Here is a 21,477-nt window from a genome sequence, read left to right as displayed (position 1 = left end):
TCTCCTGGAGGGATGGGAAGAGCAAAGAATCAACCAGCATAGCCGTCGCGGGCCGCCAGCGCCATCACTGTTTCGGCCAGCGCCAACACCGACAGCGGGGCGCAGCCCTCGGCCTTGTTGCTGATGGTCACCAAAGCGGGCTGGCCGCCGCGCAAAGTGCCGGCAATCACCCGGGCCAGGGCCTCGCGGGTGGCCAGGTCGGGGTCCATCAACTGGTTGTAGGGGCTGTAGCGCTGGTGGGCGTCTTCGTAGCCATAGGCGCCGTGCAGCGGGTTCAGGTTCCAGCGGCACACCAGCGGTCCTGGCCACAGCGCGCGCAGCAAGGGCAGCTGTTCGGCAATCGGGGGCATCTTGGCGTGCAGGCCCAGGCAGTAGGTGGCGCCAGCGGCTTTCAGCAGCGCGGCCAGGGCCGGTGTCACCAATGCCGGATCGCGCACCTCCACCGCCACCACCGCGTCTGGGGCTGTGGGGCGCAAGGGCGGCAGTGCCTGCAGCAAGGCCTGCAGCCGCGCCATCACCTCGGGCAGCCGGCCCAGCAGCTCGCCGGGCAAGGGGCTGAGCTGGAACACCAAAGCGCCCAGCTTGGGCCCCAGGCCTTCGAGCGCCGGCGCCACAAACTCCTGCACCGCCATCAGCGGGTTCAGAAACAGCGGGTTGGCCTCCATGCCCCGGCCGTCTTCGCTGCGGATCAGCGCATCACTCACCGCGCTGGGCGCCTTCACCACAAAGCGGAAGTCGTCCGGCACCTGGGCGGCGTAGCGGGCGTACTGCGCCGCGGTGAGCGGCCGGTAAAACGAGCGGTCGATGCTCACCGCGCGCAGCAGCGGGTGCTGGGCGTAGGTGGCCAGGCCTTGTTTGGACAGCGTGGCGTCCGGGTGCTCGCGGTCCCACACCAGACCAGCCCAGCCGGGGTAGGTCCACGACGAGGTGCCCAGCCGCAAACCGGTCGGTAACTGGGCGGCCAGCGCATGGACCTCGGCGGCTTGTGCCGCCGGCTGAAGGGGGGCTGCGGTTGCGCGCGGGGGCTTGGGTGTTTTGGGTGGCGGTGTTTTGTCGGGTGGCGGCGGTGGCACCGCGTCGCCGAACAGGTCGTCCTGCACCGCAGTGGCCAGGGTTCAGAGGGCCAGCAGGCTGGCGGCCACCGCCTGGTAGGTGGCGCGCTCGGCAGCCGGCATGCGGGCTGCCGGCGCCTGGTGGCCGGCGGCCAGGCCATCAGCCACCGACTGGATCAAACGCAGCGAGTCGGCTTCCTTGGGCAACACGGTGCCGGCAAACAGCACCTCGCTGCCGCGCGCGACCAGCAGCGTGGGGAAGGTCTCCACGTCCACGTCGCCGGCCAGCTCGGACTGGTCCTCGATGTCTATCCAATGGAACTGGTGGCCGGGCAGGGCGTTTTGCAGCGATTGGAACACTGCCCGGTACTCGCGGCAGGTGCCGCACCATTCGGCGCACAGGCAGGCAATCGTCAGGGTGGGGAAATCGGTCACGGCAACGGGTTCAAGAGCTGCCGGGTAGTCTAGCCGAGCAGCCCGGACCGGGTGGCGACCTGACACAATCCCTTCCATGTATTTGCCGCCGCAATTTGACCGTTCGGGCGATGACACGCTGGTTGATGCCGCCATTGTCGAATGTCCTCTGGCCAGCCTGGTGTCGGTGGACGACCAGGGCCTGCCCTATGTCACCCACCTGCCGCTGCATCTGCAGCAGCGGGCCTCGCCCGACGCGCCGCGGGTGTTGCTGGGCCATGTGGCCCGGCCCAATCCACACTGGCGCATGCTGCAGGCCCGGCCCCGCGCGCTGGTGACTTTCCTCGGCCCCCACGCCTACATGTCGCCCTCGGTCTACCCCGACCTGGCCCGGGTGCCGACCTGGAACTATGTGGCCGTGCATTGCGAGGTGGAGGCGCGGCTGGTCGACGCGCCCCTGGACAAGGACGCCCTGCTCAAGCATTTGATAGCCGACCACGAACCCGCCTACGCCGCCCAGTGGCGGGCCCTGGGTGAAGACTATGCGCACAAGATGCTGGCCGGCATCGTGGCCTTCGAGCTGCAGGTGCTGAAGCTGCAGTGCAAGGTCAAGCTCAACCAGCACCGGCCCGAGGCCCATGCGGCCATGCACGCCGCTTATGCCGCCGGCACGCCCGACGAGCAGGCGCTGGCCGGCTGGATGGCGCGGCTGGGTCTGCCAGCCCACAAAGTGGAGAACTGAACCATGCGGCTGATTTTGGGGGTGCTGAGTTTGTTGCTGGTGGTGGCCGTGATCGGCCTGCTGGCCAAGAAGCAGCTGGCCAGCCTGGGCCAGACCACCGAGGCCGCCGGTACCGCGGCCGGTGTGGTGTTGCCCGGCAGCCCGGCCAGCGCCACCCCACGCCAACGCAGCGAGCAGCTGCAACAACAGATGAAACAGGCGGTGGAGCAGGCGCAGCAGCCCCGCCCGCTGCCCGACGACCGCTGAGCCCCACCCCGGCATGAACGACGCCCATTTCATGCAGCTCGCGCTGGACCAGGCGCGCCAGGCCGAGGCCCATGGCGAGGTGCCGGTGGGCGCGGTCATCGTTCACAACGGCGAGGTGATCGCCACTGGCGGCAACGCGCCCATCGGCGCCATCGACCCCACCGCCCATGCCGAGATGACGGCCATGCACGCCGCGGCCTGGCGGCTGGGCAACTACCGGCTCAGCGACTGCGAGCTGTATGTGACGCTGGAGCCCTGCCCGATGTGCGCCGGCGCCATGCTGCACGCCCGGCTCAAGCGGGTGGTGTTTGGGGCACGCGATCCCAAGACCGGCGCGGCCGGCTCGGTGGTCAACCTGTTCCAGCAGCCGCTGCTCAACCACCACACCGAACTGGCCGGCGGGGTGATGGCTGAGGAATGTGGCAGCCTGTTGCAGAACTTCTTCCGCGCCCGCCGGGCGGCACAGCGCCAGGCCCGGCTGGCCAACCACCCGCTGCGCGACGACGCGCTGCGCACACCCGAGGCCCGCTTCCAGGATCTGCCCGACTACCCCTGGGCGCCGCATTACATCAGCGACCTGCCATCGCTGAACGGCCTGCGCATGCACTACCTGGACGAAGGCCCGCTGGACGCACCGCTGACCTGGCTGTGCCTGCATGGCAACCCCTCGTGGAGCTATGTCTACCGCAAGATGATCCCGGCCTTTCTGGCCGCCGGTGACCGGGTCATTGCGCCCGACATGCCGGGCTTTGGCAAAAGCGACAAACCCAAGAAGGACGCGGTCCACAGCTTTGGCTGGCACCGCCAGGTGCTGCTGGAGCTTGTGGAGCGGCTGAACCTGGGCCGGGTGGTGCTGGTGGTGCAGGACTGGGGCGGCATTCTGGGCCTGACCCTGCCCATGGCCGCGCCTGGCCGCTACCACGGCCTGCTGGCCATGAACACCTTGCTGGCCACCGGCGACGCGCCGCTGAGCGCGGGCTTCCACGCCTGGCGCCAGATGAACGCCGACAACCCCGAGTACGACGTGGCCCGGCTGTTCGCCCGCGGCAACCCGCAGATGACGCCGGCCGAATGCGCGGCCTACAACGCGCCTTTTCCCGACAAGGGGCACCGCGCCGCGCTGCGGGCCTTTCCCCGGCTGGTGCCCGATGGCCCGGACGCCGATGGCGCCGCCACCTCACGCGAGGCCCGCGATTTCTGGAAGCACCGCTGGAACGGCCTGAGCATGCTGGCGGTGGGCCAGCAGGATCCGGTGCTGGGCACCGAGGTCATGCGCGAGCTGCAGCGCACGCTGGAATTCAGCGGCGCGGCCGGTCGGCCCCCGCTGGTGGTGGTGGCCGAGGGCGGGCATTTCGTGCAGGAGCGCGGCGGGCCGGTGGCCGAGCGGGCGGTGGCTTTTTTCCGCTGAAGCCCTGGCCGCACCGGCCGCGGGTGGCGATGGGATACTTGCCGCCCATGAGCCACATCTACATTTACTCGCCCTCGGGCGCGGTGCGCGACAAGGCCGCCTTCAAACGCGGCGTCGCCCGCCTGACCGCCCTGGGCCATGCGGTGGAAATCGACCCCGACGCCTTGGCCAGCCACCAGCGTTTTGCCGGCGACGACGCGACCCGGCTGGCGGCCATTGGCCGGGCCGCGGCCAGCGGCGCCGACGTGGCCTTGATCACCCGCGGCGGCTACGGCCTGACCCGGTTGCTGCCGGCCTTGCCCTACAAGGCCCTGGCCAAGGCGGTGGACAAGGGCACCCACTTCGTCGGCCTGAGCGACTTCACCGCCTTCCAGCTGGCGCTGCTGGCCCAAACCGGCGCCATCAGCTGGGCTGGCCCGGCGCTGGGCGAGGACTTTGGCCGCGCCGAAGGCGCTGACGACATCATGGAAGCCTGCTTTGACGATTTGGTGGGCGGGCATGGCGAGGGCGCCGGCTGGCAGCTGCCCAAGGCCGACGCCACGCTGCTGGCCGCCAGCTCAGGGGGCAAGGTGGTCAGCGCCAAGAACGCCCTGTTGTGGGGCGGCAACCTGTCCATCGTGGCCAGCCTGGTCGGCACGCCCTATTTGCCACAGGCCAAGGGCGGTGTGCTGTTTCTCGAAGACGTCAACGAACACCCCTACCGGGTCGAGCGCATGCTGACCCAGCTGCTGCTGGCCGGCGTGCTGGCCAAGCAAAAGGCCATCGTGCTGGGCCAGTTCACCGGTGCCAAGGCCGTGCCACACGACCGTGGCTTCAAGCTGGCCACGGTGGTCGACTGGCTGCGCAGCCAGCTCAAGGTGCCGGTGCTGACCGGTTTGCCCTTCGGCCATGTGGCGACCAAGGTGCTGTTGCCGGTGGGCAAGAAGGTGACGCTGGCGGTCGACGGCCGGGACGCCTTTTTGCTCTGGGGCCACGATTGAAAGTCATTGCAAATCAATGCACTTTCTTGTTTTTCTAAAGCTGTTTGCGAGACACAAATGACCCACTACGACTCCCACTACATCAACGGCCAATGGGTCAAGGCCAGCTCTGGGCAAACCCTGCCGGTGCACGACGCCAGCACCGAGGAGGTCATGGCCACGGTGCCGGAAGGCACGGCCGCCGAGGCCGAGGCCGCGGTGCGGGCCGCCCGCGCCGCCCAGCAGGCCTGGGCCGATCTGCCGGTGGAAACCCGGGCCGCCTACATCGACAAGATTGTGGAGGGCCTGAAAGCCCGCACCGACGAGCTGGCCACGGCGATCGCCCGCGAGGTGGGCATGCCTTTCAAGATGGCCAAGATGGTGCAGGTGGGTGCACCGGTTTGGAACTGGGGCAATTTCGCCAAGGTGGCGCGTGGCTTTGTCTGGGAAGAAAAAGTGGGCAACTCGCTGGTGCTGCGCGAGCCCATCGGTGTGGTGGGCTGCATCACGCCCTGGAATTTCCCGCTGAACCAGATCACGCTGAAGGTCGCGCCGGCGCTGGCTGCCGGCTGCACCGTGGTGCTCAAGCCCAGCGAGATCGCACCGGTCAACGCGATGATTCTGGCCGAGATCATCCACGCCGCTGGGCTGCCGCCCGGCGTGTTCAACCTGGTCAACGGCCTGGGCCCGGTGGTGGGTGAGGTGCTGGCCACCCACCCCGAGGTGGACATGGTGAGCTTCACCGGCTCCACTCGGGCCGGCAAACGCGTCGGTGAGCTGGCCAGTCAGACCGTCAAGCGGGTGGCGCTGGAACTCGGTGGCAAGTCGGCCAGCGTGATCCTGCCCGACGCCGACTTCGAGGCGGCCGTGAAGGGCACGCTCAGCGCCTGTCTGCTCAACAGCGGCCAGGCCTGCATTGCCCACACCCGCATGTTGGTGCCGGCCGAGCGGCTGGACGAGGTCAAGGCGCTGGTGAAAACCGCCATCGCCCGCTTCGCCATCGGCCCGGCGCTGGACGAGGGCAGCAAGCTGGGCCCGCTGGTCAGCGCCGCCCAACGCGACCGGGTGCTGGCCTTCATTGCCCAGGGCATCGCCGAAGGCGGCGAACTGCTGGCCGGCGGGCCGGACAAGCCGGCTTTTGACAAGGGCTATTTCGTCCATCCCACCGCGCTGGTGGTCCAACCCAGCCACACCCTGGCCCATGAGGAGATCTTCGGCCCGGTGCTGGTGATCCTGCCCTATGCCGATGAGGACGAGGCGGTGCGGCTGGCCAACGACAGCATCTACGGTCTGGGCGGCGGGGTCTGGGGCCGTGACGAGGCCCATGCGATTGCGGTGGCGCGCCGCATCAAGACCGGCCAGGTCGACATCAATGGCGGGCCCTTCAACGCCCGCGCGCCGTTTGGCGGTTACAAGCAGTCGGGCAATGGGCGCGAGAACGGCAAATACGGGTTTGAGGAATTCCTCGAATTCAAGTCGCTGCAGCTCAAGCCGGCCGTGGCCCCCGCAGCCTGACCGCGGCGCCGGAGGTCGCTCGGCCGCGTGGGCCATTTTTGTGGCGTATTTCCGGGGTTCAAGGCATTTACAGCACGTTACAGTTTCGGCCATCGCACAACTTTTTCACACTGGGCAGGCATGGGGGTCGATCGCACCGTTGTCTTCATTGACCTGACTGGCAGCACCGGCGTGTTCGAGACGCTGGGCAACGCCAAGGCCACCGAAGCCGTGACCACGCTGACCCACTGGATCGGCCAGATTTGCACGGCCCACCAAGGCCGGGTGGTCAAGACCCTGGGCGACGGTGTGCTGGCCACCTTTGCCAGCGCCCAGCAGGCGGTGCTGGCCATGGTCCACATCCAGCGCAGCCACCAGACCCGCATCCTCACCTGGCCCACCAAGCTGCGCATGCGCATCAAGGTGGGCATGGCGCGCGGCGACGTTGAAGAAGTGGGCACCGATTTGTTTGGCGACGCGGTCAATGTCGCCTCCCGCCTCAGCGACCTGTCGGGTCCCGACCAGATCTGGGCCACCGACGCGGTGCTGCGCCAGCTGCACGAGCCGCCCGGCACCCAGTTCCGCAGCCTGGGCGCCATCACCATGCGTGGCAAGGCCGAGGCCAGCCGGGTCTACCAGGTCGAGTGGCAGGATGACGGCGTGAACTCCATGACCGTGCCCGGGGCGCTGCCCTCGTCGCTGGGCACGCTGAAGGAGGCCGGCCACCGCATCGAGCTGCGCTGGCTGGACGTGGCGGCCCAGTTCGGCACCGACCAGATGCCGGTGCGCCTGGGCCGGCTGGCCGAGCTGGAGTTTGTGGTCAACGACCCCCGGGTCTCGCGCCTGCACGCCCGCATCGAGGCCAGGCACAACAGCCTGGTGCTGGTGGACGCCAGCAGCTTCGGCACCTGGGTGCGTTTTGCCGGCAGCGACACCGACCAGGCCTTGCGCCGCAGCGAATGCGTGCTCACCGGCAAAGGCGAGATCGCGCTGGGCGCCCCCTTCAGCGACTTCAGCGTGCCCACCATCGCCTTCAGCCTGCTGTGAGGCCGGGCAGGGCGCAGGCCCATGCCAAATCGAATCCTTTCCATTGCCCCATATGGATTCATTGCTCCTGAATTAAGAGCGTTTCGCGGGTCTACAATGGGGGCCTGAACTTTGTGCCGCGGCCGTCTGGGCCGCCGATGGCGTGCCCCGCGCCCACCCCCGCCACGATGACCACCACCCCATCCCTTTCCCTGCAACGCGCACTGTTTCCCGGCGATGCCCGCCATGCCGCCTTGCTGCGTTTGCTGCTGGCACAGGACGGCTCGGCCACCCGGCTGTGCGAGGCGCTGACCGGCCAGGCCGTGGGCGTGTGCCTGCAGTTCCAGCGTCGCAGCACCGACGTGCCGGCAGTGGTTCATGCCGAGTTGGGTGGCCAGGCCTGGCTGGAACGCGGCACCACGCTGCACGTGGGCGGCGAGGTGCTGATGGACAACCTCTCCTACACCCGGCTGGACGCCGTGCCGGCCGATTTTCTGGCCGCGCTGGACGCCGGCCAGGCGCCCATCGGCCACCTGCTCGACCCGCTGTGCATCCGCCGCAACGACCTGCCGTTCTCCGCCGAACTCGCCGCCCGGCTGTGGGACGTGGTGGGCTTGCCCGACCCGCACGCCGCCAAGCTCTACCGCATCGCCCAGCCCAGCGGGCCGCTGATGCTGGTGTTCGAGACCTTCCGCGCCGCCTGGGCGCGCTGGAGCGAGGCCACATGAGCGCACCCTTCAGCCCACGCTGGGACGCCTCGTCGGCCGCGCTGCTGCAGCGCAGCCGCGACGCGGTCTGGCACCCCTGCAGCCAGATGAAGCTGCACGAGTCGCAGCCCTTGCTGGCCATCGCCCGCGGCGAAGGCCCCTGGCTGTTCGACCCCGAGGGTCGGCGCTACCTGGACGCGGTCAGCTCCTGGTGGGTCAACCTGTTTGGCCATGGCCACCCGCAGATCAAGGCCGCCTTGGTAGACCAGTTGGACCGCATCGAGCACGTGATGCTGGCCGGCTGCACCCATGCGCCGGTGGTTGAGCTGTCGGAGCGGCTGGCCCAGCTCACCGGCCTGGGCCATGCCTTCTACGGCGCAGACGGCGCCTCGGCCACCGAAATCGCGCTGAAGATGAGCGCGCATTACTGGCGCAACCACGGCCACCCGGAAAAAAACGGCTTCATCGGCCTGGCCCATGGCTACCACGGCGAAACCGCCGGCGCCTTGTCGGTCACCGACATCCCGCTGTTCCGCGAGGCCTACAGCCCGCTGGTGCGGGTCAGCGCGGTCGTGCCCAGCCCCGACAGCCGGCTGGCCCCGCCCGGTGTGTCGGCGCGCGACCATGCGATTGCCTGTGCTGATGCGCTGGAGGCCTTTCTGGCTCAGCACCATGGCCAGGTGGCGGCCTTCATTCTGGAACCGCTGGTGCAATGCGCGGCCGGCCTGGGCATGCACGACCCCGAGTACCTGCGTCGGGCCCGGACCCTTTGTTCCCAATACAACGTGCACCTGGTGGTGGACGAGATCGCCGTGGGTTTTGGCCGCACCGGCACGCTGTTTGCGCACCACCAGGCCGGCATTCGGCCCGATTTCATCTGTCTGTCCAAGGGCCTGACCGGCGGCTACCTGGCGCTGTCGGCGGTGCTCACCACCGACGAGGTGTTTGCCGCCTTCTACGACGACAGCGCCGCCCGCGGCTTTCTGCACTCGCATTCCTACACCGGCAACCCGCTGGCCTGCCGGGCCGCGCTGGCCACGCTGGACCTGTTCGACCAGACCGACTGGATGGCGCACAACCGCACCACCGCCGACAAGCTCACCGCGCTGTGCGCGCCGCTGGCCGCCCACCCGGCGGTGCAGCGGGTGCGCCAGCGGGGCATGTTGTGGGCCTTTGACGTCGCCACCGACAACCCGCTGTTCTCCCGCCACTACCACGCGGCTGCGCTGCGCCAGGGCCTGCTGCTGCGGCCCATATCCAACGAGCTGGGCCACACGCTGTACTTCATGCCGCCTTATGTGGTGGATGACGAGGCCTGCCAGGCCCTGGCCAGCGGCGCGCTGGCCGCCTTGAACGAGGTGCTCTGAGCCATGGCTGTGTCTTATTTCGTCACCGGCACCGACACCGAGGTCGGCAAGACCCTGGTCAGCTGCGCGCTGCTGCGCGCGCTGGCCGGCCGTCACACCCGGGTGGTGGGCATGAAGCCGGTGGCCGCCGGCACCGAGGCCACGCCGCAAGGCCCGCAGAACGAGGACGTGCTGGCGCTGCGCGCCGCCGGCACGCTGGCCGTGGCGCCCGAACTCGACAACCCCTATTGTTTCGACGACCCGGTGTCGCCCCACATCGCCGCCCGCAAGGCTGGCCAGACCATCTCGGTCGAGCTGCTGGCCGAGCGCTACCGGCGCCTGGCCGCCCAGGCCGACGCGGTGGTGGTGGAGGGCGCCGGCGGCTTTCTGGTGCCGCTGAACGACCAGCAGACCAGCGCCGACCTGGCGCTGGCCCTGGGCTTGCCGGTGGTGCTGGTGGTGGGCCTGCGGCTGGGCTGTTTGAACCACGCGCTGCTCACGCAGGAAGCCATCCTGGCCCGCGGCCTGACGCTGGCCGGCTGGGTGGCCAACCGCATCGACCCGGCCATGCGTTCGGCCGACGACAACCTGGCCACATTGCGTGCCCGCCTGAAGGCGCCGCTGCTGGCCGACATTCCCTGGCTGGCCCAGCCGCACGGCGCGGCCGTGACGTTGGCCTTGCCCTGAAGAGACCAATCCCATGTGGAACGACCCCCTGGCCGATTTCGAGGCCCAACTCGCCGAACTCGATGCGGCCGGCCTGCGCCGGGTGCGCCGGGTGGTGCAGGCCGTCGACGGCCCGCGGCTCCAAATCGACGGCCGCTGGCTGCTGTCCTTTTGCAGCAACGACTACCTGGGCCTGTCCCAGCACCCTGACCTGATCGCCGCCGCCCAGCAGGCGGCCAACCGCTGGGGCGTGGGGTCGGGGGCATCGCCGCTGGTCAGCGGCCACACCGGCGCCCATGAGGCGCTGGAAGAGGCGCTGGCGGCCTTTGTGGGCCGCGAGCGGGCGCTGTACTTTTACGCCGGCTACCCGGCCAACGTGGGCATCGTGCCGGCGCTGGTGGGGCGGGGCGACGCGGTGTTTTCCGACGCGCTCAACCACGCCTGCTTGATCGACGGCGCGCGGTTGTCGCGGGCCGAGATCGTGCCCTACCCGCATGGCGACCTGGCCACGCTGGACCGGCAGCTGGCCGACAGCCAGGCCCAGCGCAAACTGGTCATCACCGACGCGGTGTTCAGCATGGACGGCGACCTCGCGCCGGTGCCCGAGCTGCTGGCCTTGTGCGAGCGGCACGACGCGCTGCTGATGATCGACGACGCCCATGGCTTTGGCGTGCTGGGCCCGGACGGCCGCGGCACGGCCGCGCATTTCGGCCTGCAGTCGCCCCGCCTGGTCTACATGGCCACGCTGGGCAAGGCGGCCGGTGTGGCCGGCGCCTTTGTGGCCGGCGACGCCACTGTGATCGAATGGATTTTGCAGCGCGCCCGCACCTACATCTTTGCCACCGCCGCGCCGGCGCTGATCGCCGAGGCGCTGCAGGCCAGCGTGCGGGTGATTCAACAAGAGGGCTGGCGGCGCAGCCACCTGGCGGCCTTGATCGCCCAGCTGCGCGCCGGGCTGGCCACGCTGCCCTGGACCACGCTGCCGTCCGACACCGCCATCCAGCCGCTGATCATCGGCAGCAACCACGACGCGCTGGCGGTGATGCAAGACCTGCGTGAGCATGGCCTGTGGGTGCCGGCCATCCGCCCGCCCACCGTGCCGGCCGGCACGGCCCGGCTGCGCATCACCTTGTCGGCGGCCCACACCGAGGCCGACGTGGCCCAGCTGGTGGCGGCGCTGCAGGCCGCCAGCCAGCGCCTGGCGCCGGCCTGAGCGCTCAGCGCAGCACCAGCACCGGCACGCTGCTGTGGGTCAGCACATGCTGGGTTTCGCTGCCCAGCAGCACCCGCTTCAGGCCCCGGCGGCCGTGCGAGGCCATCACCACCAGGTCGCAGCGGTGCTTTTTCGCGGCGGCCACCACCGAGTCGGACACCCGGTCGGACTTCATCAGCACGCCCTTGGCCTTGACGCCGGCGGCCAGCGCGTTCTTGTTCACCCCGTCGACCAGCGCCTGACCCTTGTCGGCCCATTGCTTTTCGATGCGGGCGATGTCCTGGGTGGCGATGGAAATGCCGCCCTCGAAAGCGGCCATTGGGTAGCGCGGCACCACGTGCAGCACCACCAGGTCGGCCCCCACCGCCGCCGCCAGCGCCACCGCGTGGCGCTCGGCCTTTTTCGACAGGGTGGACCCGTCGGTCGACACAAGAATGCGTTGGTACATGGTCAAAGCTCCTGCAGTGGCTGGGTGGCTCCAGCTTAACGCCCGGGATTCGGTGCCCGCTTGAGCTGGGTCAAGCGGTGCCGACAGGGGCCGTTTTACCCTGTGGGCATGTCCATGGTTTGGCCCGCAATGAGTGACGACGGCGAGCGCGCGCTGCGCGAGGCGCGCTGGCGGGTGCTGGACGACGCCAGCGTCTGGCAGGACTTCAGCCGGCCCGACACCAGCACGCCCGGCGTTTGGGTGACTTTTCTGTCCATCGGCGGCATGCACTGCGCCGGCTGCGCGGAGATGGTGGCGCAGGCGCTGAAGGCGCTGCCCGGCGTGCTGTCGGTGCAAGTCAACGGGGCCAGCGCCATCGCCCAGCTGCGCTGGCAACCGGCCCAGAGCCAGCCCTCGCAGTGGCTGGCGGCGCTGGACCGCGCTGGCTACACCGCCGTGCCGGCCGGTGACCAATGGGGCGCCGAGCAGCGCCGCAAGGCCCGGCGCCTGATGCTGTGGCGCTGGCTGGTGGCCGGCTTTTGCATGATGCAGGTGATGATGTACGCCACCCCGGCCTACCTGGCCGAGGCCGGTGAGATCACCCCCGACATCGAGGGCCTGCTGCGCTGGGCCTCGTGGATGATGACGCTGCCGGTGCTGGTGTTTTCATGCCGGCCTTTTTTTGCCGCCGCCTGGCGCGACCTGCGGCAGCAACGGGTGGGCATGGACGTCACGGTGGCGCTGGGCATTGGCGTGGCCTTTGTCGCCAGCACCGCCGCCACCTTCGACCCCACCGGCCCCTGGGGCAGCGAGGTCTGGTACGACTCGGTCACCATGTTTGTGTTTTTCCTGCTGTCGGGTCGGCTGCTGGAGCACTGGCTGCGCGACCGCACCGCCGGCGCGCTGGAGGCACTGGTGCGCCGCCTGCCCGACAGCGTGGAGCGCCAGACCGCCGACGGCGCCTGGGCGCGGGTCGCCACCCATCGGCTGGCGGTGGGCGATGTGGTGCGGGTGCTGCCCGGCGAGGTGGTGCCGGCCGACGGCCAGGTGCTGGCTGGCGAGAGCCAGGTCGACGAGGCCTTGCTCACCGGCGAGTCCACCCCGCTGCGCCGCCAACCCGGCCAGGCGGTGGTGGCCGGCAGCCACAACCTGAGCGGCGCCCTGCAGCTGCGGGTGCAGCAGGTCGGGCCCGACACCCGCTATGCCGGCATCGTGGCGCTGATGGAGCAGGCCGCGGTCGACAGGCCCCGGCTGGCCCAGCTGGCCGACCAAGTGGCTGGACCTTTTCTGGCCGTGGTGCTGCTGGCGGCACTGGGCGCCGGCTGGTGGTGGTGGTCCGAAGGGCCCAGTCGGGCGATTGGCGTGGCGGTGGCGGTGCTCATCGTCACCTGCCCCTGTGCGCTGTCGCTGGCCACACCGGCCGCCACCCTGGCCGCCGCCGGTGCGCTGGCCCGGCGGGGTGTGCTGGTGCGCCGGCTGCAGGCGCTGGAGCAGGGCGCGGCACTCGACCAGGTGGTGTTTGACAAAACCGGCACGCTGACGCTGGACCGCCTGCGGGTCGTGGCTGTCACCGTGCGGCCAGGCCAAGACGGGGTGGCACTGCACCAGCAGGCCGCGGCGCTGGCCGCCGGCTCGCTGCACCCGGTGTCCCGGGCCCTGGCCCAGCACTGCGATGCCGGCGCCTGGGTGGCCGAGGCGGTGGAGGAGATCTCTGGCATGGGGGTGCAAGGCCGGGTGGGCCGGCCAGGGCAGGGCGATGCCGGCCTGCTGCGGCTGGGCTCGGCCCGGTTTTGTGACGCGCCCAACGCGGCCCAGATGGGCCCGGCGGTTCACCTGGCCGACAGCCAGGGCTGGCTGGCCAGTTTCTCGCTGGCGGAAGACCTGCGGGCCGATGCCCCCGACACGGTGACCGCGCTGCAGGCCATGGGCCTGGCGGTGGCGGTGCTGTCCGGCGACCAGCCGGCGGCGGTGCAGCGGGTGGCCCAGCAGGCCGGTGTGGCCGATTGGCAGGGCGGCTGCACCCCGGAAGACAAGCTGGCCGAGGTGCGCCAGCGCCAGCAGCAGGGGCATCGGGTGGCGATGGTGGGCGACGGCCTGAACGACGGCCCGGTGCTGGCGCGGGCCGACCTGTCGGTGGCGCTGGGCGAGGCGGTGCCGCTGGCCCAGGCCCGCGCCGACGTGGTGATTCCTGGCGGCCAGCTGGCCTCGGTGGCGCTGCTGCTGCGCCATGCGCGGCGCACCCAGGCCGTGGTGCGGCAAAACCTGGCCTGGGCGGTGGCCTACAACGCGCTGGCCGTGCCGCTGGCGGTGGGGGGCTGGATGCCGCCCTGGCTGGCCGGCCTGGGCATGGCGGCGAGTTCGCTGCTGGTGGTGCTGAATGCCGCCCGCCTGGCGCGGCTGGACTGAGGGCGGGCGATGGACATCCTGTTTGTGCTGATCCCGCTGTCGGTGCTGCTGGGCCTGCTGATCCTGGCCGGTCTGGCCTGGGCGGTATGGCGGGGCCAGTTCGACGCGCTGGAAGGCGAGGGTGCGCGGATTCTTCGCGACGATTGACTTGCGTCAACACCCGCCGGGCAGGGGCACGGGACACTGGATGGACAACCACAGCAGCATCTGCCCATGACATCCACAACACCCTCTCCACCGACCCATTTCCACGACGGGGTGGTGCGCCAGTTTTCCATCATGGCCGTGGTCTGGGGCGTGGTGGGCATGCTGGTCGGCCTGTTCATCGCCGCCCAGCTGGCCTGGCCGGAGCTGAACTTCGGCATCCCCTGGCTCAGTTATGGCCGGCTGCGGCCCTTGCACACCAACGCGGTGATTTTTGCCTTTGGCGGTTGTGCGCTGATGGGCACCAGCTACTACGTGGTGCAGCGCACCTGCCAGGTGCCGTTGTTCGCACCCAAGTTGGCCGCCTTCCATTTCTGGAGCTGGCAGGCGGTGATCGTGGCCGCTGCCATCAGCCTGCCGCTGGGCTACACCCAGGGCAAGGAATACGCCGAACTGGAATGGCCCATCGACATCGTGATCGCCGTGTCCTGGGTGGCCTACGCCATCGTGTTCTTTGGCACCATCGGCCTGCGCAAGGTGCGTCACATCTACGTGGCCAACTGGTTCTACGGCGCCTTCATCCTGGCGGTGGCGGTGCTGCACATCGTCAACAGCGCCGCCGTGCCCGGCGGCTGGATGAAGAGCTACTCGGCCTACGCCGGTGTGCAGGACGCGATGATCCAGTGGTGGTACGGCCACAACGCGGTGGGCTTCTTCCTGACCGCCGGCTTTCTCGGGATGATGTACTACTTCATCCCCAAGCAGGCCGAGCGGCCGGTGTACAGCTACCGCTTGTCCATCGTCCACTTCTGGGCGCTGATCTTCACCTACATGTGGGCCGGCCCGCACCACCTGCACTACACCGCGCTGCCCGACTGGACCCAGTCCATCGGCATGGTGTTCTCGCTGATCCTGCTGGCGCCCAGCTGGGGCGGCATGATCAACGGCGTGATGACGCTCTCCGGTGCTTGGCACAAGCTGCGTGACGACCCCATCCTGCGCTTTCTGATCGTCTCGCTGTCGTTCTACGGCATGAGCACCTTCGAGGGTCCGATGATGTCCATCAAGACCGTCAACGCCCTGAGCCACTACACCGACTGGACCATTGGCCATGTGCACTCTGGCGCGCTGGGCTGGGTGGGCCTGATCTCCATGGGCGCGCTGTACTACCTGGTGCCCCGGCTCTATGGCCAGAAGAAGATGTACTCCATCCCCGCCATCGAGCTGCATTTCTGGATCGCCACCATCGGCATCGTGCTCTACATCGCCGCGATGTGGATCGCCGGGGTGATGCAGGGCCTGATGTGGGGCGGTGTCAATGCCGACGGCACGCTGACCTACACCTTTGTCGAAAGCGTCAAGGCCACCTTCCCCTTCTACGTGGTGCGGGTGCTGGGCGGCCTGCTGTACTTCACCGGCATGGTGGTCATGGCCTGGAACGTCTGGATGACGGTGGTCTCGGGCCGCTCGGTCAAGGTCGCTGTGCCCACCACCCTGGCCCGTGCCTGAACAGGAATTCACCATGTCTGACCACAACACCTCTGGCGCCGCCACCGGCTTTTCGCACGAGAAGATCGAAACCAACAACCTGCTGATGATCGTGCTCATCCTGCTGGTGGTCGCCGTTGGCGGCCTGGTGGAAATCGTGCCGCTGTTTTTCCAGAAATCCACCACCGAGGCCGTCAAGGGCGTGCTGCCTTTGACGCCGCTGCAGCTGGCCGGCCGCGACATCTACATCCGCGAGGGCTGCTACAACTGCCATTCGCAGATGATCCGGCCCTTCCGCGCCGAAACCCTGCGCTACGGCCATTACTCGGTGGCCGGCGAGTTCGTCTACGACCACCCCTTCCAATGGGGCAGCAAACGCACCGGGCCTGACCTGCACCGGGTGGGTGGCAAGTACAGCGACGAGTGGCACCGCCTGCACCTGGACAACCCGCGCGACCTGGTGCCCGAATCCAACATGCCGTCCTACCCCTGGCTGGCCAAGGCCCAGGTCAATCCCGACGAGATTGGCCCCCACATGAAGGCCTTGCGCACCGTGGGTGTGCCCTACACCGACGCCCAGATCGCCGCCGGTGCCGCCGAGGTGAAGGGCAAGACCGAAGCCGACGCCCTGGTGGCCTACCTGCAGTCGCTGGGCCGGGCCCTGAAATAAGCAGAAAGCACCGCCATGGACATCAACACCCTTCGCATCGTCACCACGCTGGTTTGCTTCGCCGTCTTCATCGGCATCGTTGTCTGGGCTTGCTCGGGCCGGAACCGGGCGAACTTCGAGCAGGCGGCCCGCATCCCCTTTGAACAAGACTGAGCCCCGGAGCCCCCCATGAGCGATTTCAACGCCAACCTCTGGTCGGTCTATGTGGCCACCGCCACCTTGCTGGGCATCGTCGCCTGCCTGGTGCTGCTGGCCGTCACCGCCCGCAAAAAGATCGTGTCCCAGGCCGACAACAGCACCGGCCATGTCTGGGACGAAGACCTGCGCGAGATGAACAACCCCATGCCGCGCTGGTGGATGTGGCTGTTCGTGCTGACCAGCGTCTACGGCCTGGGCTACCTGGTGGCCTACCCCGGGCTGGGCGCCTATGCCGGTAAGCTGGGCTGGAGCACCGGTGGCGAGTACGCGGCCGAGGTCAAGGCGGCCAACGATCGCCTGGCCCCGCTGTACGCCCAGTTCACCGCCCAGCCGCCGGAGGCCCTGGCCGCCGACGCCAACGCCATGGCGGTGGGCGAGCGGCTGTTCATGAACAACTGTTCCCAATGCCATGGTTCGGACGGCCGCGGCAGCAAGGGCTTCCCCAACCTGACCGACAGCGACTGGCTGCATGGCGGCAGCCCGGACAAGATCCGCGAAACCCTGACCAAGGGTCGGGTCGGCCAGATGCCGCCGATGGCGGCCGCGGTGGGCAGCGCCGACGACGTGAAAAACGTCGCCCACTATGTGCTGAGCCTGTCCAACAGCCCGCACGATTCGCTGCGTGCCCAGCTGGGCAAGGCCAAGTTCGGCGCCTGCATGGGCTGCCATGGCGCCGACGGCAAGGGCAACCCGGCACTCGGTGCGCCCAACCTGACCGACGACACCTGGCTGCACGGCTGGGGCGAACAGGCCATCGTCAACATGGTCACCCAGGGCAAGGTCAACGAGATGCCGGCCCAGGCCGACAAGCTCACCGAGGCCCAGATCCATGTGCTGACGGCCTATGTGTGGGGCCTGTCCAACCGCGCCGCACCTACCAAGCACTGAGCCTTTTCCATCGCTGCCTGTGGCTGTTTCACCCAAGGTCATCCCCATCGTGCCGGCCCCCGCCGACGACGGTGGCTCGCTGTACGCGTCGGAAGACAAGATCTACCCGCGCACCGTGCAGGGCCTGTTCGCCCGCTGGCGCTGGGGCTGTGTCTGGCTGACCCAGTTGGTGTTTTATGGCCTGCCCTGGCTGGACTGGGGTCAGCGCCAGGCCTTGCTGTTTGACCTGGAGGCCCGGCGTTTTTACCTCTTCGGCCTGGTGCTGTACCCGCAGGACTTCATCTACCTGACCGCCTTGCTGGTGGTCAGTGCCTTGTCGCTGTTTCTGTTCACCGCCATGGCCGGTCGGCTGTGGTGTGGCTTTGCCTGCCCGCAGACGGTGTACACCGAGATGTTTCTGTGGATAGAGCGCCGGGTGGAAGGCGACCGCTCGGCCCGGATGCGGCTGGACGCGGCCGGCTGGACGGCCCCCAAGCTGGCCAAGAAGGCGCTCAAGCACGGCCTGTGGCTGGCGCTGGCGCTGTGGACTGGCTTCACCTTTGTCGGCTATTTCACGCCCATCCACAAGCTGTGGGCCGAGTCCTTCACGCTGGCCTTCGGGCCCTGGGAGTGGTTCTGGGTGCTGTTCTACGGTTTTGCCACCTATGGCAACGCCGGCTTCATGCGCGAGCAGGTGTGCAAATACATGTGCCCGTACGCCCGCTTCCAGAGCGCGATGTTCGACGCCGACACGCTGATCGTCAGCTACGACCGTGGCCGCGGCGAGCCCCGCGGCAAACGTTCGCGTCAGGCCGACCTGTCGACCCTGGCGCTGGGTTCCTGCATCGATTGCACGCTGTGTGTGCAGGTCTGCCCCACCGGCATCGACATCCGCGAGGGCCTGCAGTACGAATGCATCGGCTGCGCCGCCTGTGTGGACGTGTGTGACACGGTGATGGACAAGATGGCCTACCCGCGCGGGCTGATCCGCTTCAGCACCGCCAACGCCATGGCCCAGGGTTGGACCCGCCGCCAGACCTGGCGCCGGGTGCTGCGGCCCCGAGTGCTGGTGTACGGCGCGGTGCTGCTGGTGCTGTGCACGGGGCTGTCCTTCAGCCTGTGGCAACGCTCACCGCTGAAGGTGGACGTGGTGCGTGACCGTGCGGCCTTGTCCCGGCTGGTGGCCGGCGGCAAGCTGGAAAACGTCTACCGGCTGCAGGTGATGAACGCCACCGAACAGACCCAGACCTACCGGCTGGCGGTCGATGGCCTGGACGCGCTGGCGCTGGCCTCGGACACCACCGTCACCGTGGGCCCGGCCGAGTCGCGCTGGGTCGCCGCCCGGGTGCAAATCCCGGACGGCAGCGCCAGCGCCGGTTCCCACCCCATCCATTTCACCGTCACCGCGGAGTCCGATCGCACCCAGGTGCGTGAAAAATCCGCTTTTCTCGTGACCCGTTAGGAGCTTCCAATGGCCATCCCGTCCGTCGTCTTGGTTCCGGTGTCCCGTCCCTGGTGGCGCTATGCCCATGTCTGGCTGGTGGTGGCTGGCCCGGTGGCGGTGGTGGTGGCCGGCCTGGTGACGGCCTGGATCGCGGTGCGCCACACCGACCCGGTGCTGCCCCTGGACAGCCCAGCCAGCCGCACGGTGAACCTGCGCGACGGGGCGGTGGACAAAGCCCAACTGCCGGCCATGCAGGGCCGCAACCACGCCGCCACGCCCCTCGATGGCCGCCGTTGAAGCCGGCAGAGTGAAAGGAGTCGAACGATGAACCAGGTCATGCGGGTGCTGTGGCCGGCCTTTCTGATGGCCTGCGCGATGGAACTGGTGGTGTTTGCGCTGGTTGATCCGCAAGACATGCACTGGCTGGGTCAGCCGCTGGCCCTGCCACGCCAGGCGGTCTACACCAGCGCCTTTTTCGTGTTCTGGCTGGCCGGCGCCGGCGCCTGCGCGCTCACCGCCTTGCTGGGCCAGCCGGCGGCGGCGGTGAACGCCTGCCCGGCCGCCCACGGCGAACGCCCGGACGGCTGTCCCCAGCGCTGACCGGCTGGCGCCTGTTCCTCAGGCGCTGCAGGGCGGCCCGCCGAAAAGCGGTCGTTCCTGTTGTAAATTCGGGCATGGATTTTCAGACACCCCATGCCGCTGTCCTACCTTGAGACCGTTCACCCCCAGGTGCTGGGCAGCAAGCAGACCAATGCGGCGGCGCTGCTGGCCGGTGTGCTCGATTCGGCCATGGACGCCATCATCACCGTGGACGAGCAGCAGCGCATCGTGTTGTACAACCGCGCGGCCGAGAAGATTTTTGGCTGGGCCCGCGCCGACGTGCTGGGCCACCCGCTGGCCCAACTGATTCCCGAGCGTTTCCGCGCGGCCCACCCGGACCACATGGACCGCTTTGGCCACACCGGTGTCAGTTCCCGGCGCATGGCGTCCCGCAGCGTGATCCACGGCCTGCGCGCCAATGGCGAGGAGTTTCCGCTCGACGCGGCCATCTCTCACCTCGACACGCCCGACGGCAAGCTCTACACGGTGATCCTGCGCGACGTGACCGAGCGGGTCCGGGCGCAGGCCGAGCGCACCGCCTTTGCCGCTGCCGCCCATGCCATCCGCGAGGAAGAGAAAACCCGGGTGGCCCGCGAACTGCACGACGAACTGGCCCAGTCGCTCACGGCGTTGAAGATGGACACCCTCTGGGTTCGCGACCACCCCGCCGAGCCCCAGGCCGCCCACGCCAAGCTGACCGAGATGCTGGGCCTGCTGGACCAGACCGTGGCCGCCACCCGGCGCATCGCCGCCGACCTGCGGCCGCTGCTGCTGGACGACCTGGGCCTGGTGCCGGCCATCGAGTGGCTGGTGAGCAATTTCACCCAGCGCTGCGGCGTGGCCTGCAGCCTCTCGGCCGACGAGTCGCTGGAACTGCAGGAGCCGCACGCCAGCGCGGTGTTCCGCATCGTCCAGGAGTCGCTGGCCAATGTGGCCAAACACGCCGGCGCCAGCCAGGTGGCCGTGACGCTGCTGCGCGAGGGCGAGCGGCTGCGGCTGGTGGTGTTGGACAACGGCCGTGGCTTCAGCCCCGACCAGCCACGCCGGCCGCAGTCGCTGGGCCTGCTGGGTCTGCACGAGCGCGCCCACCTGCTGCATGGCGAGGTGACCATCACCAGCGGTGCAGGGCAGGGCACCCGGGTCGAAGTGAGCATCCCGGTGCCGGAGGGCCAGCCATGACCCGCATCGTGATTGCCGACGACCACGCCATCGTGCGGGAGGGCCTGAAGCGCATCGTCGCCGAGGCCGACGATCTGGTGGTGGTCAACGAGGCCGCCGACGGCACCGAGGTGATGGCCAGGGTGCGTGAGCAAGACTTCGATGTGCTGGTGCTGGATTTGTCCATGCCCGGGCGCAGCGGCATGGAGCTGATCAAACTGGTCAAGACCGAAAAACCCAAGCTGCGCATTCTGGTGCTGAGCATGCATCAGGAGTTGCAGTACGCGGTGCGGGCCATCAAGTCGGGCGCCAGCGGCTACCTCACCAAGGAAAGCGCGCCCGGCCAGCTGGTGCAGGCACTGCGCAAGATCGCCGCCGGCGGCGCCTACGTCAGCGCCGAGGTGGCCGAGCAGCTGGCGCTGGGGGCCATGCCTGGCGCCACCAACGCCTTGCCCCACGAGGCCTTGTCCGACCGCGAGTTCGAGGTCTTTCAGTGGATCGCCGCCGGGCTGTCGGTGACCGACATCGCCCACCGGCTGCACCTGTCGGTGAAAACCGTCAGCACCCACAAAGCCCATGTGATGCAGAAGATGGGCTGGCAGAACCAGAACGATCTGATCCGCTACGCCATCCGCCACGGCGTGGCCGACTCGCTGGAACCCTGAGCCGGGGCCTTCGCGCCCCCAATCCCCCAGACGCATCAGACAATTCTGAGGCCGGCTCAGCGCCCGCCGCGGAGCCGCTTCGGACTTGTCCGACCCGCCATATCAGCCGCCGACCGATGGCGCCCGCCGGCCGTCAC

24 protein-coding genes are annotated in these 21,477 nt (G+C 68.9%); 21 read left to right on the top strand and 3 right to left on the bottom strand.

The features are described 5' to 3' along the window. Positions 1-29: 29 nt before the first annotated feature. Both AC4BAR_RS06275 and AC4BAR_RS06270 read right to left on the bottom strand, forming a co-directional pair. Entirely contained in the window at positions 30-1,100 is a 1,071-nt protein-coding gene (locus tag AC4BAR_RS06275) for a DUF72 domain-containing protein (protein WP_490626947.1), read from the bottom strand. Between the two features lie 15 nt (positions 1,101-1,115). Further along, positions 1,116-1,487, bottom strand: coding sequence for a thioredoxin family protein (locus AC4BAR_RS06270; RefSeq protein WP_490626946.1), 372 nt, complete (start codon positions 1,485-1,487; stop codon positions 1,116-1,118). Between the two features lie 76 nt (positions 1,488-1,563). Between AC4BAR_RS06270 and AC4BAR_RS06265 the strand changes: the two genes are divergently transcribed. The 10 genes from AC4BAR_RS06265 (at position 1,564) to bioF (ending at position 11,273) form a co-directional block, all read left to right on the top strand. Beyond that, positions 1,564-2,208 carry an FMN-binding negative transcriptional regulator gene (locus tag AC4BAR_RS06265; RefSeq protein ID WP_490626945.1) on the top strand — a complete coding sequence of 215 codons (645 nt, stop codon included), beginning with the start codon at positions 1,564-1,566 and terminating at the stop codon, positions 2,206-2,208. Between the two features lie 3 nt (positions 2,209-2,211). Next, the gene (locus AC4BAR_RS06260) at positions 2,212-2,454 is read left to right on the top strand and encodes a hypothetical protein (RefSeq protein WP_490626944.1); all 243 of its coding nucleotides are present in this window, start codon (positions 2,212-2,214) and stop codon (positions 2,452-2,454) included. Between the two features lie 13 nt (positions 2,455-2,467). Then, positions 2,468-3,862, top strand: a complete 1,395-nt coding sequence (gene tadA / locus AC4BAR_RS06255) for a tRNA adenosine(34) deaminase TadA (protein WP_490626943.1) — start codon at positions 2,468-2,470, stop codon at positions 3,860-3,862. A gap of 47 nt (positions 3,863-3,909) precedes the next feature. After that, entirely contained in the window at positions 3,910-4,842 is a 933-nt protein-coding gene (locus AC4BAR_RS06250) for an LD-carboxypeptidase (protein ID WP_490626942.1), read from the top strand. 57 nt (positions 4,843-4,899) lie between these two features. Beyond that, on the top strand, positions 4,900-6,336 hold the full coding sequence (locus AC4BAR_RS06245; RefSeq protein WP_490626941.1) for an aldehyde dehydrogenase family protein: 1,437 nt from the start codon (positions 4,900-4,902) through the stop codon (positions 6,334-6,336). A 120-nt stretch (positions 6,337-6,456) separates the two neighbouring features. Continuing rightward, positions 6,457-7,362: an adenylate/guanylate cyclase domain-containing protein gene (locus AC4BAR_RS06240; protein WP_490626940.1), complete on the top strand. Its 906-nt coding sequence runs from the start codon at positions 6,457-6,459 to the stop codon at positions 7,360-7,362. 167 nt (positions 7,363-7,529) lie between these two features. Then, positions 7,530-8,069 (top strand): chorismate--pyruvate lyase family protein, encoded by a 540-nt coding sequence (locus AC4BAR_RS06235; RefSeq protein WP_490626939.1) that lies wholly within the window; start codon positions 7,530-7,532, stop codon positions 8,067-8,069. After that, positions 8,066-9,415, top strand: a complete 1,350-nt coding sequence (gene bioA, locus AC4BAR_RS06230) for an adenosylmethionine--8-amino-7-oxononanoate transaminase (protein ID WP_490626938.1) — start codon at positions 8,066-8,068, stop codon at positions 9,413-9,415. The genes AC4BAR_RS06235 and bioA overlap by 4 nt, the downstream gene beginning before the upstream one ends. Before the next feature lie 3 nt (positions 9,416-9,418). Continuing rightward, a complete protein-coding gene (gene bioD, locus AC4BAR_RS06225) occupies positions 9,419-10,081 on the top strand; it encodes a dethiobiotin synthase (RefSeq protein WP_490626937.1) in 663 nt (220 codons plus the stop codon). A 13-nt stretch (positions 10,082-10,094) separates the two neighbouring features. Beyond that, positions 10,095-11,273, top strand: a complete 1,179-nt coding sequence (gene bioF / locus AC4BAR_RS06220; RefSeq protein WP_490626936.1) for an 8-amino-7-oxononanoate synthase — start codon at positions 10,095-10,097, stop codon at positions 11,271-11,273. A gap of 4 nt (positions 11,274-11,277) precedes the next feature. Here bioF and AC4BAR_RS06215 read toward each other — a convergent pair whose 3' ends face one another. After that, positions 11,278-11,721: a universal stress protein gene (locus AC4BAR_RS06215; protein WP_490626935.1), complete on the bottom strand. Its 444-nt coding sequence runs from the start codon at positions 11,719-11,721 to the stop codon at positions 11,278-11,280. A 114-nt stretch (positions 11,722-11,835) separates the two neighbouring features. Between AC4BAR_RS06215 and AC4BAR_RS06210 the strand changes: the two genes are divergently transcribed. The 11 genes from AC4BAR_RS06210 (at position 11,836) to AC4BAR_RS06160 (ending at position 21,340) form a co-directional block, all read left to right on the top strand. After that, positions 11,836-14,106 (top strand): heavy metal translocating P-type ATPase, encoded by a 2,271-nt coding sequence (locus tag AC4BAR_RS06210; protein WP_490626934.1) that lies wholly within the window; start codon positions 11,836-11,838, stop codon positions 14,104-14,106. Between the two features lie 9 nt (positions 14,107-14,115). After that, entirely contained in the window at positions 14,116-14,253 is a 138-nt protein-coding gene (ccoS, locus tag AC4BAR_RS06205) for a cbb3-type cytochrome oxidase assembly protein CcoS (protein WP_490626933.1), read from the top strand. 66 nt (positions 14,254-14,319) lie between these two features. Next, entirely contained in the window at positions 14,320-15,759 is a 1,440-nt protein-coding gene (gene ccoN / locus AC4BAR_RS06200) for a cytochrome-c oxidase, cbb3-type subunit I (protein WP_490626932.1), read from the top strand. Positions 15,760-15,772: 13 nt separating this feature from the next. Continuing rightward, the gene (ccoO, locus tag AC4BAR_RS06195) at positions 15,773-16,408 is read left to right on the top strand and encodes a cytochrome-c oxidase, cbb3-type subunit II (RefSeq protein WP_490626931.1); all 636 of its coding nucleotides are present in this window, start codon (positions 15,773-15,775) and stop codon (positions 16,406-16,408) included. A 15-nt stretch (positions 16,409-16,423) separates the two neighbouring features. Further along, a complete protein-coding gene (locus AC4BAR_RS06190; RefSeq protein WP_490626930.1) occupies positions 16,424-16,561 on the top strand; it encodes a cbb3-type cytochrome oxidase subunit 3 in 138 nt (45 codons plus the stop codon). 15 nt (positions 16,562-16,576) lie between these two features. Continuing rightward, entirely contained in the window at positions 16,577-17,494 is a 918-nt protein-coding gene (ccoP, locus tag AC4BAR_RS06185) for a cytochrome-c oxidase, cbb3-type subunit III (protein WP_490626929.1), read from the top strand. Beyond that, the gene (gene ccoG / locus AC4BAR_RS06180) at positions 17,451-18,935 is read left to right on the top strand and encodes a cytochrome c oxidase accessory protein CcoG (RefSeq protein WP_490626928.1); all 1,485 of its coding nucleotides are present in this window, start codon (positions 17,451-17,453) and stop codon (positions 18,933-18,935) included. Before ccoP ends, ccoG begins: the two co-directional genes overlap by 44 nt. Before the next feature lie 9 nt (positions 18,936-18,944). Continuing rightward, positions 18,945-19,214, top strand: a complete 270-nt coding sequence (locus AC4BAR_RS06175) for a nitrogen fixation protein FixH (RefSeq protein ID WP_490626927.1) — start codon at positions 18,945-18,947, stop codon at positions 19,212-19,214. Positions 19,215-19,241: 27 nt separating this feature from the next. Further along, on the top strand, positions 19,242-19,517 hold the full coding sequence (locus AC4BAR_RS06170; RefSeq protein ID WP_490626926.1) for a hypothetical protein: 276 nt from the start codon (positions 19,242-19,244) through the stop codon (positions 19,515-19,517). Positions 19,518-19,610: 93 nt separating this feature from the next. After that, positions 19,611-20,696, top strand: coding sequence for a PAS domain-containing sensor histidine kinase (locus AC4BAR_RS06165; protein WP_490626925.1), 1,086 nt, complete (start codon positions 19,611-19,613; stop codon positions 20,694-20,696). After that, the gene (locus AC4BAR_RS06160; RefSeq protein ID WP_490626924.1) at positions 20,693-21,340 is read left to right on the top strand and encodes a response regulator; all 648 of its coding nucleotides are present in this window, start codon (positions 20,693-20,695) and stop codon (positions 21,338-21,340) included. Before AC4BAR_RS06165 ends, AC4BAR_RS06160 begins: the two co-directional genes overlap by 4 nt. The last annotated feature ends 137 nt before the right edge of the window (positions 21,341-21,477 follow it).

Source organism: Rhodoferax sp. SPJ4 (assembly GCF_058216275.1).
This window is presented reverse-complemented; position numbering and strand designations above follow the sequence as displayed.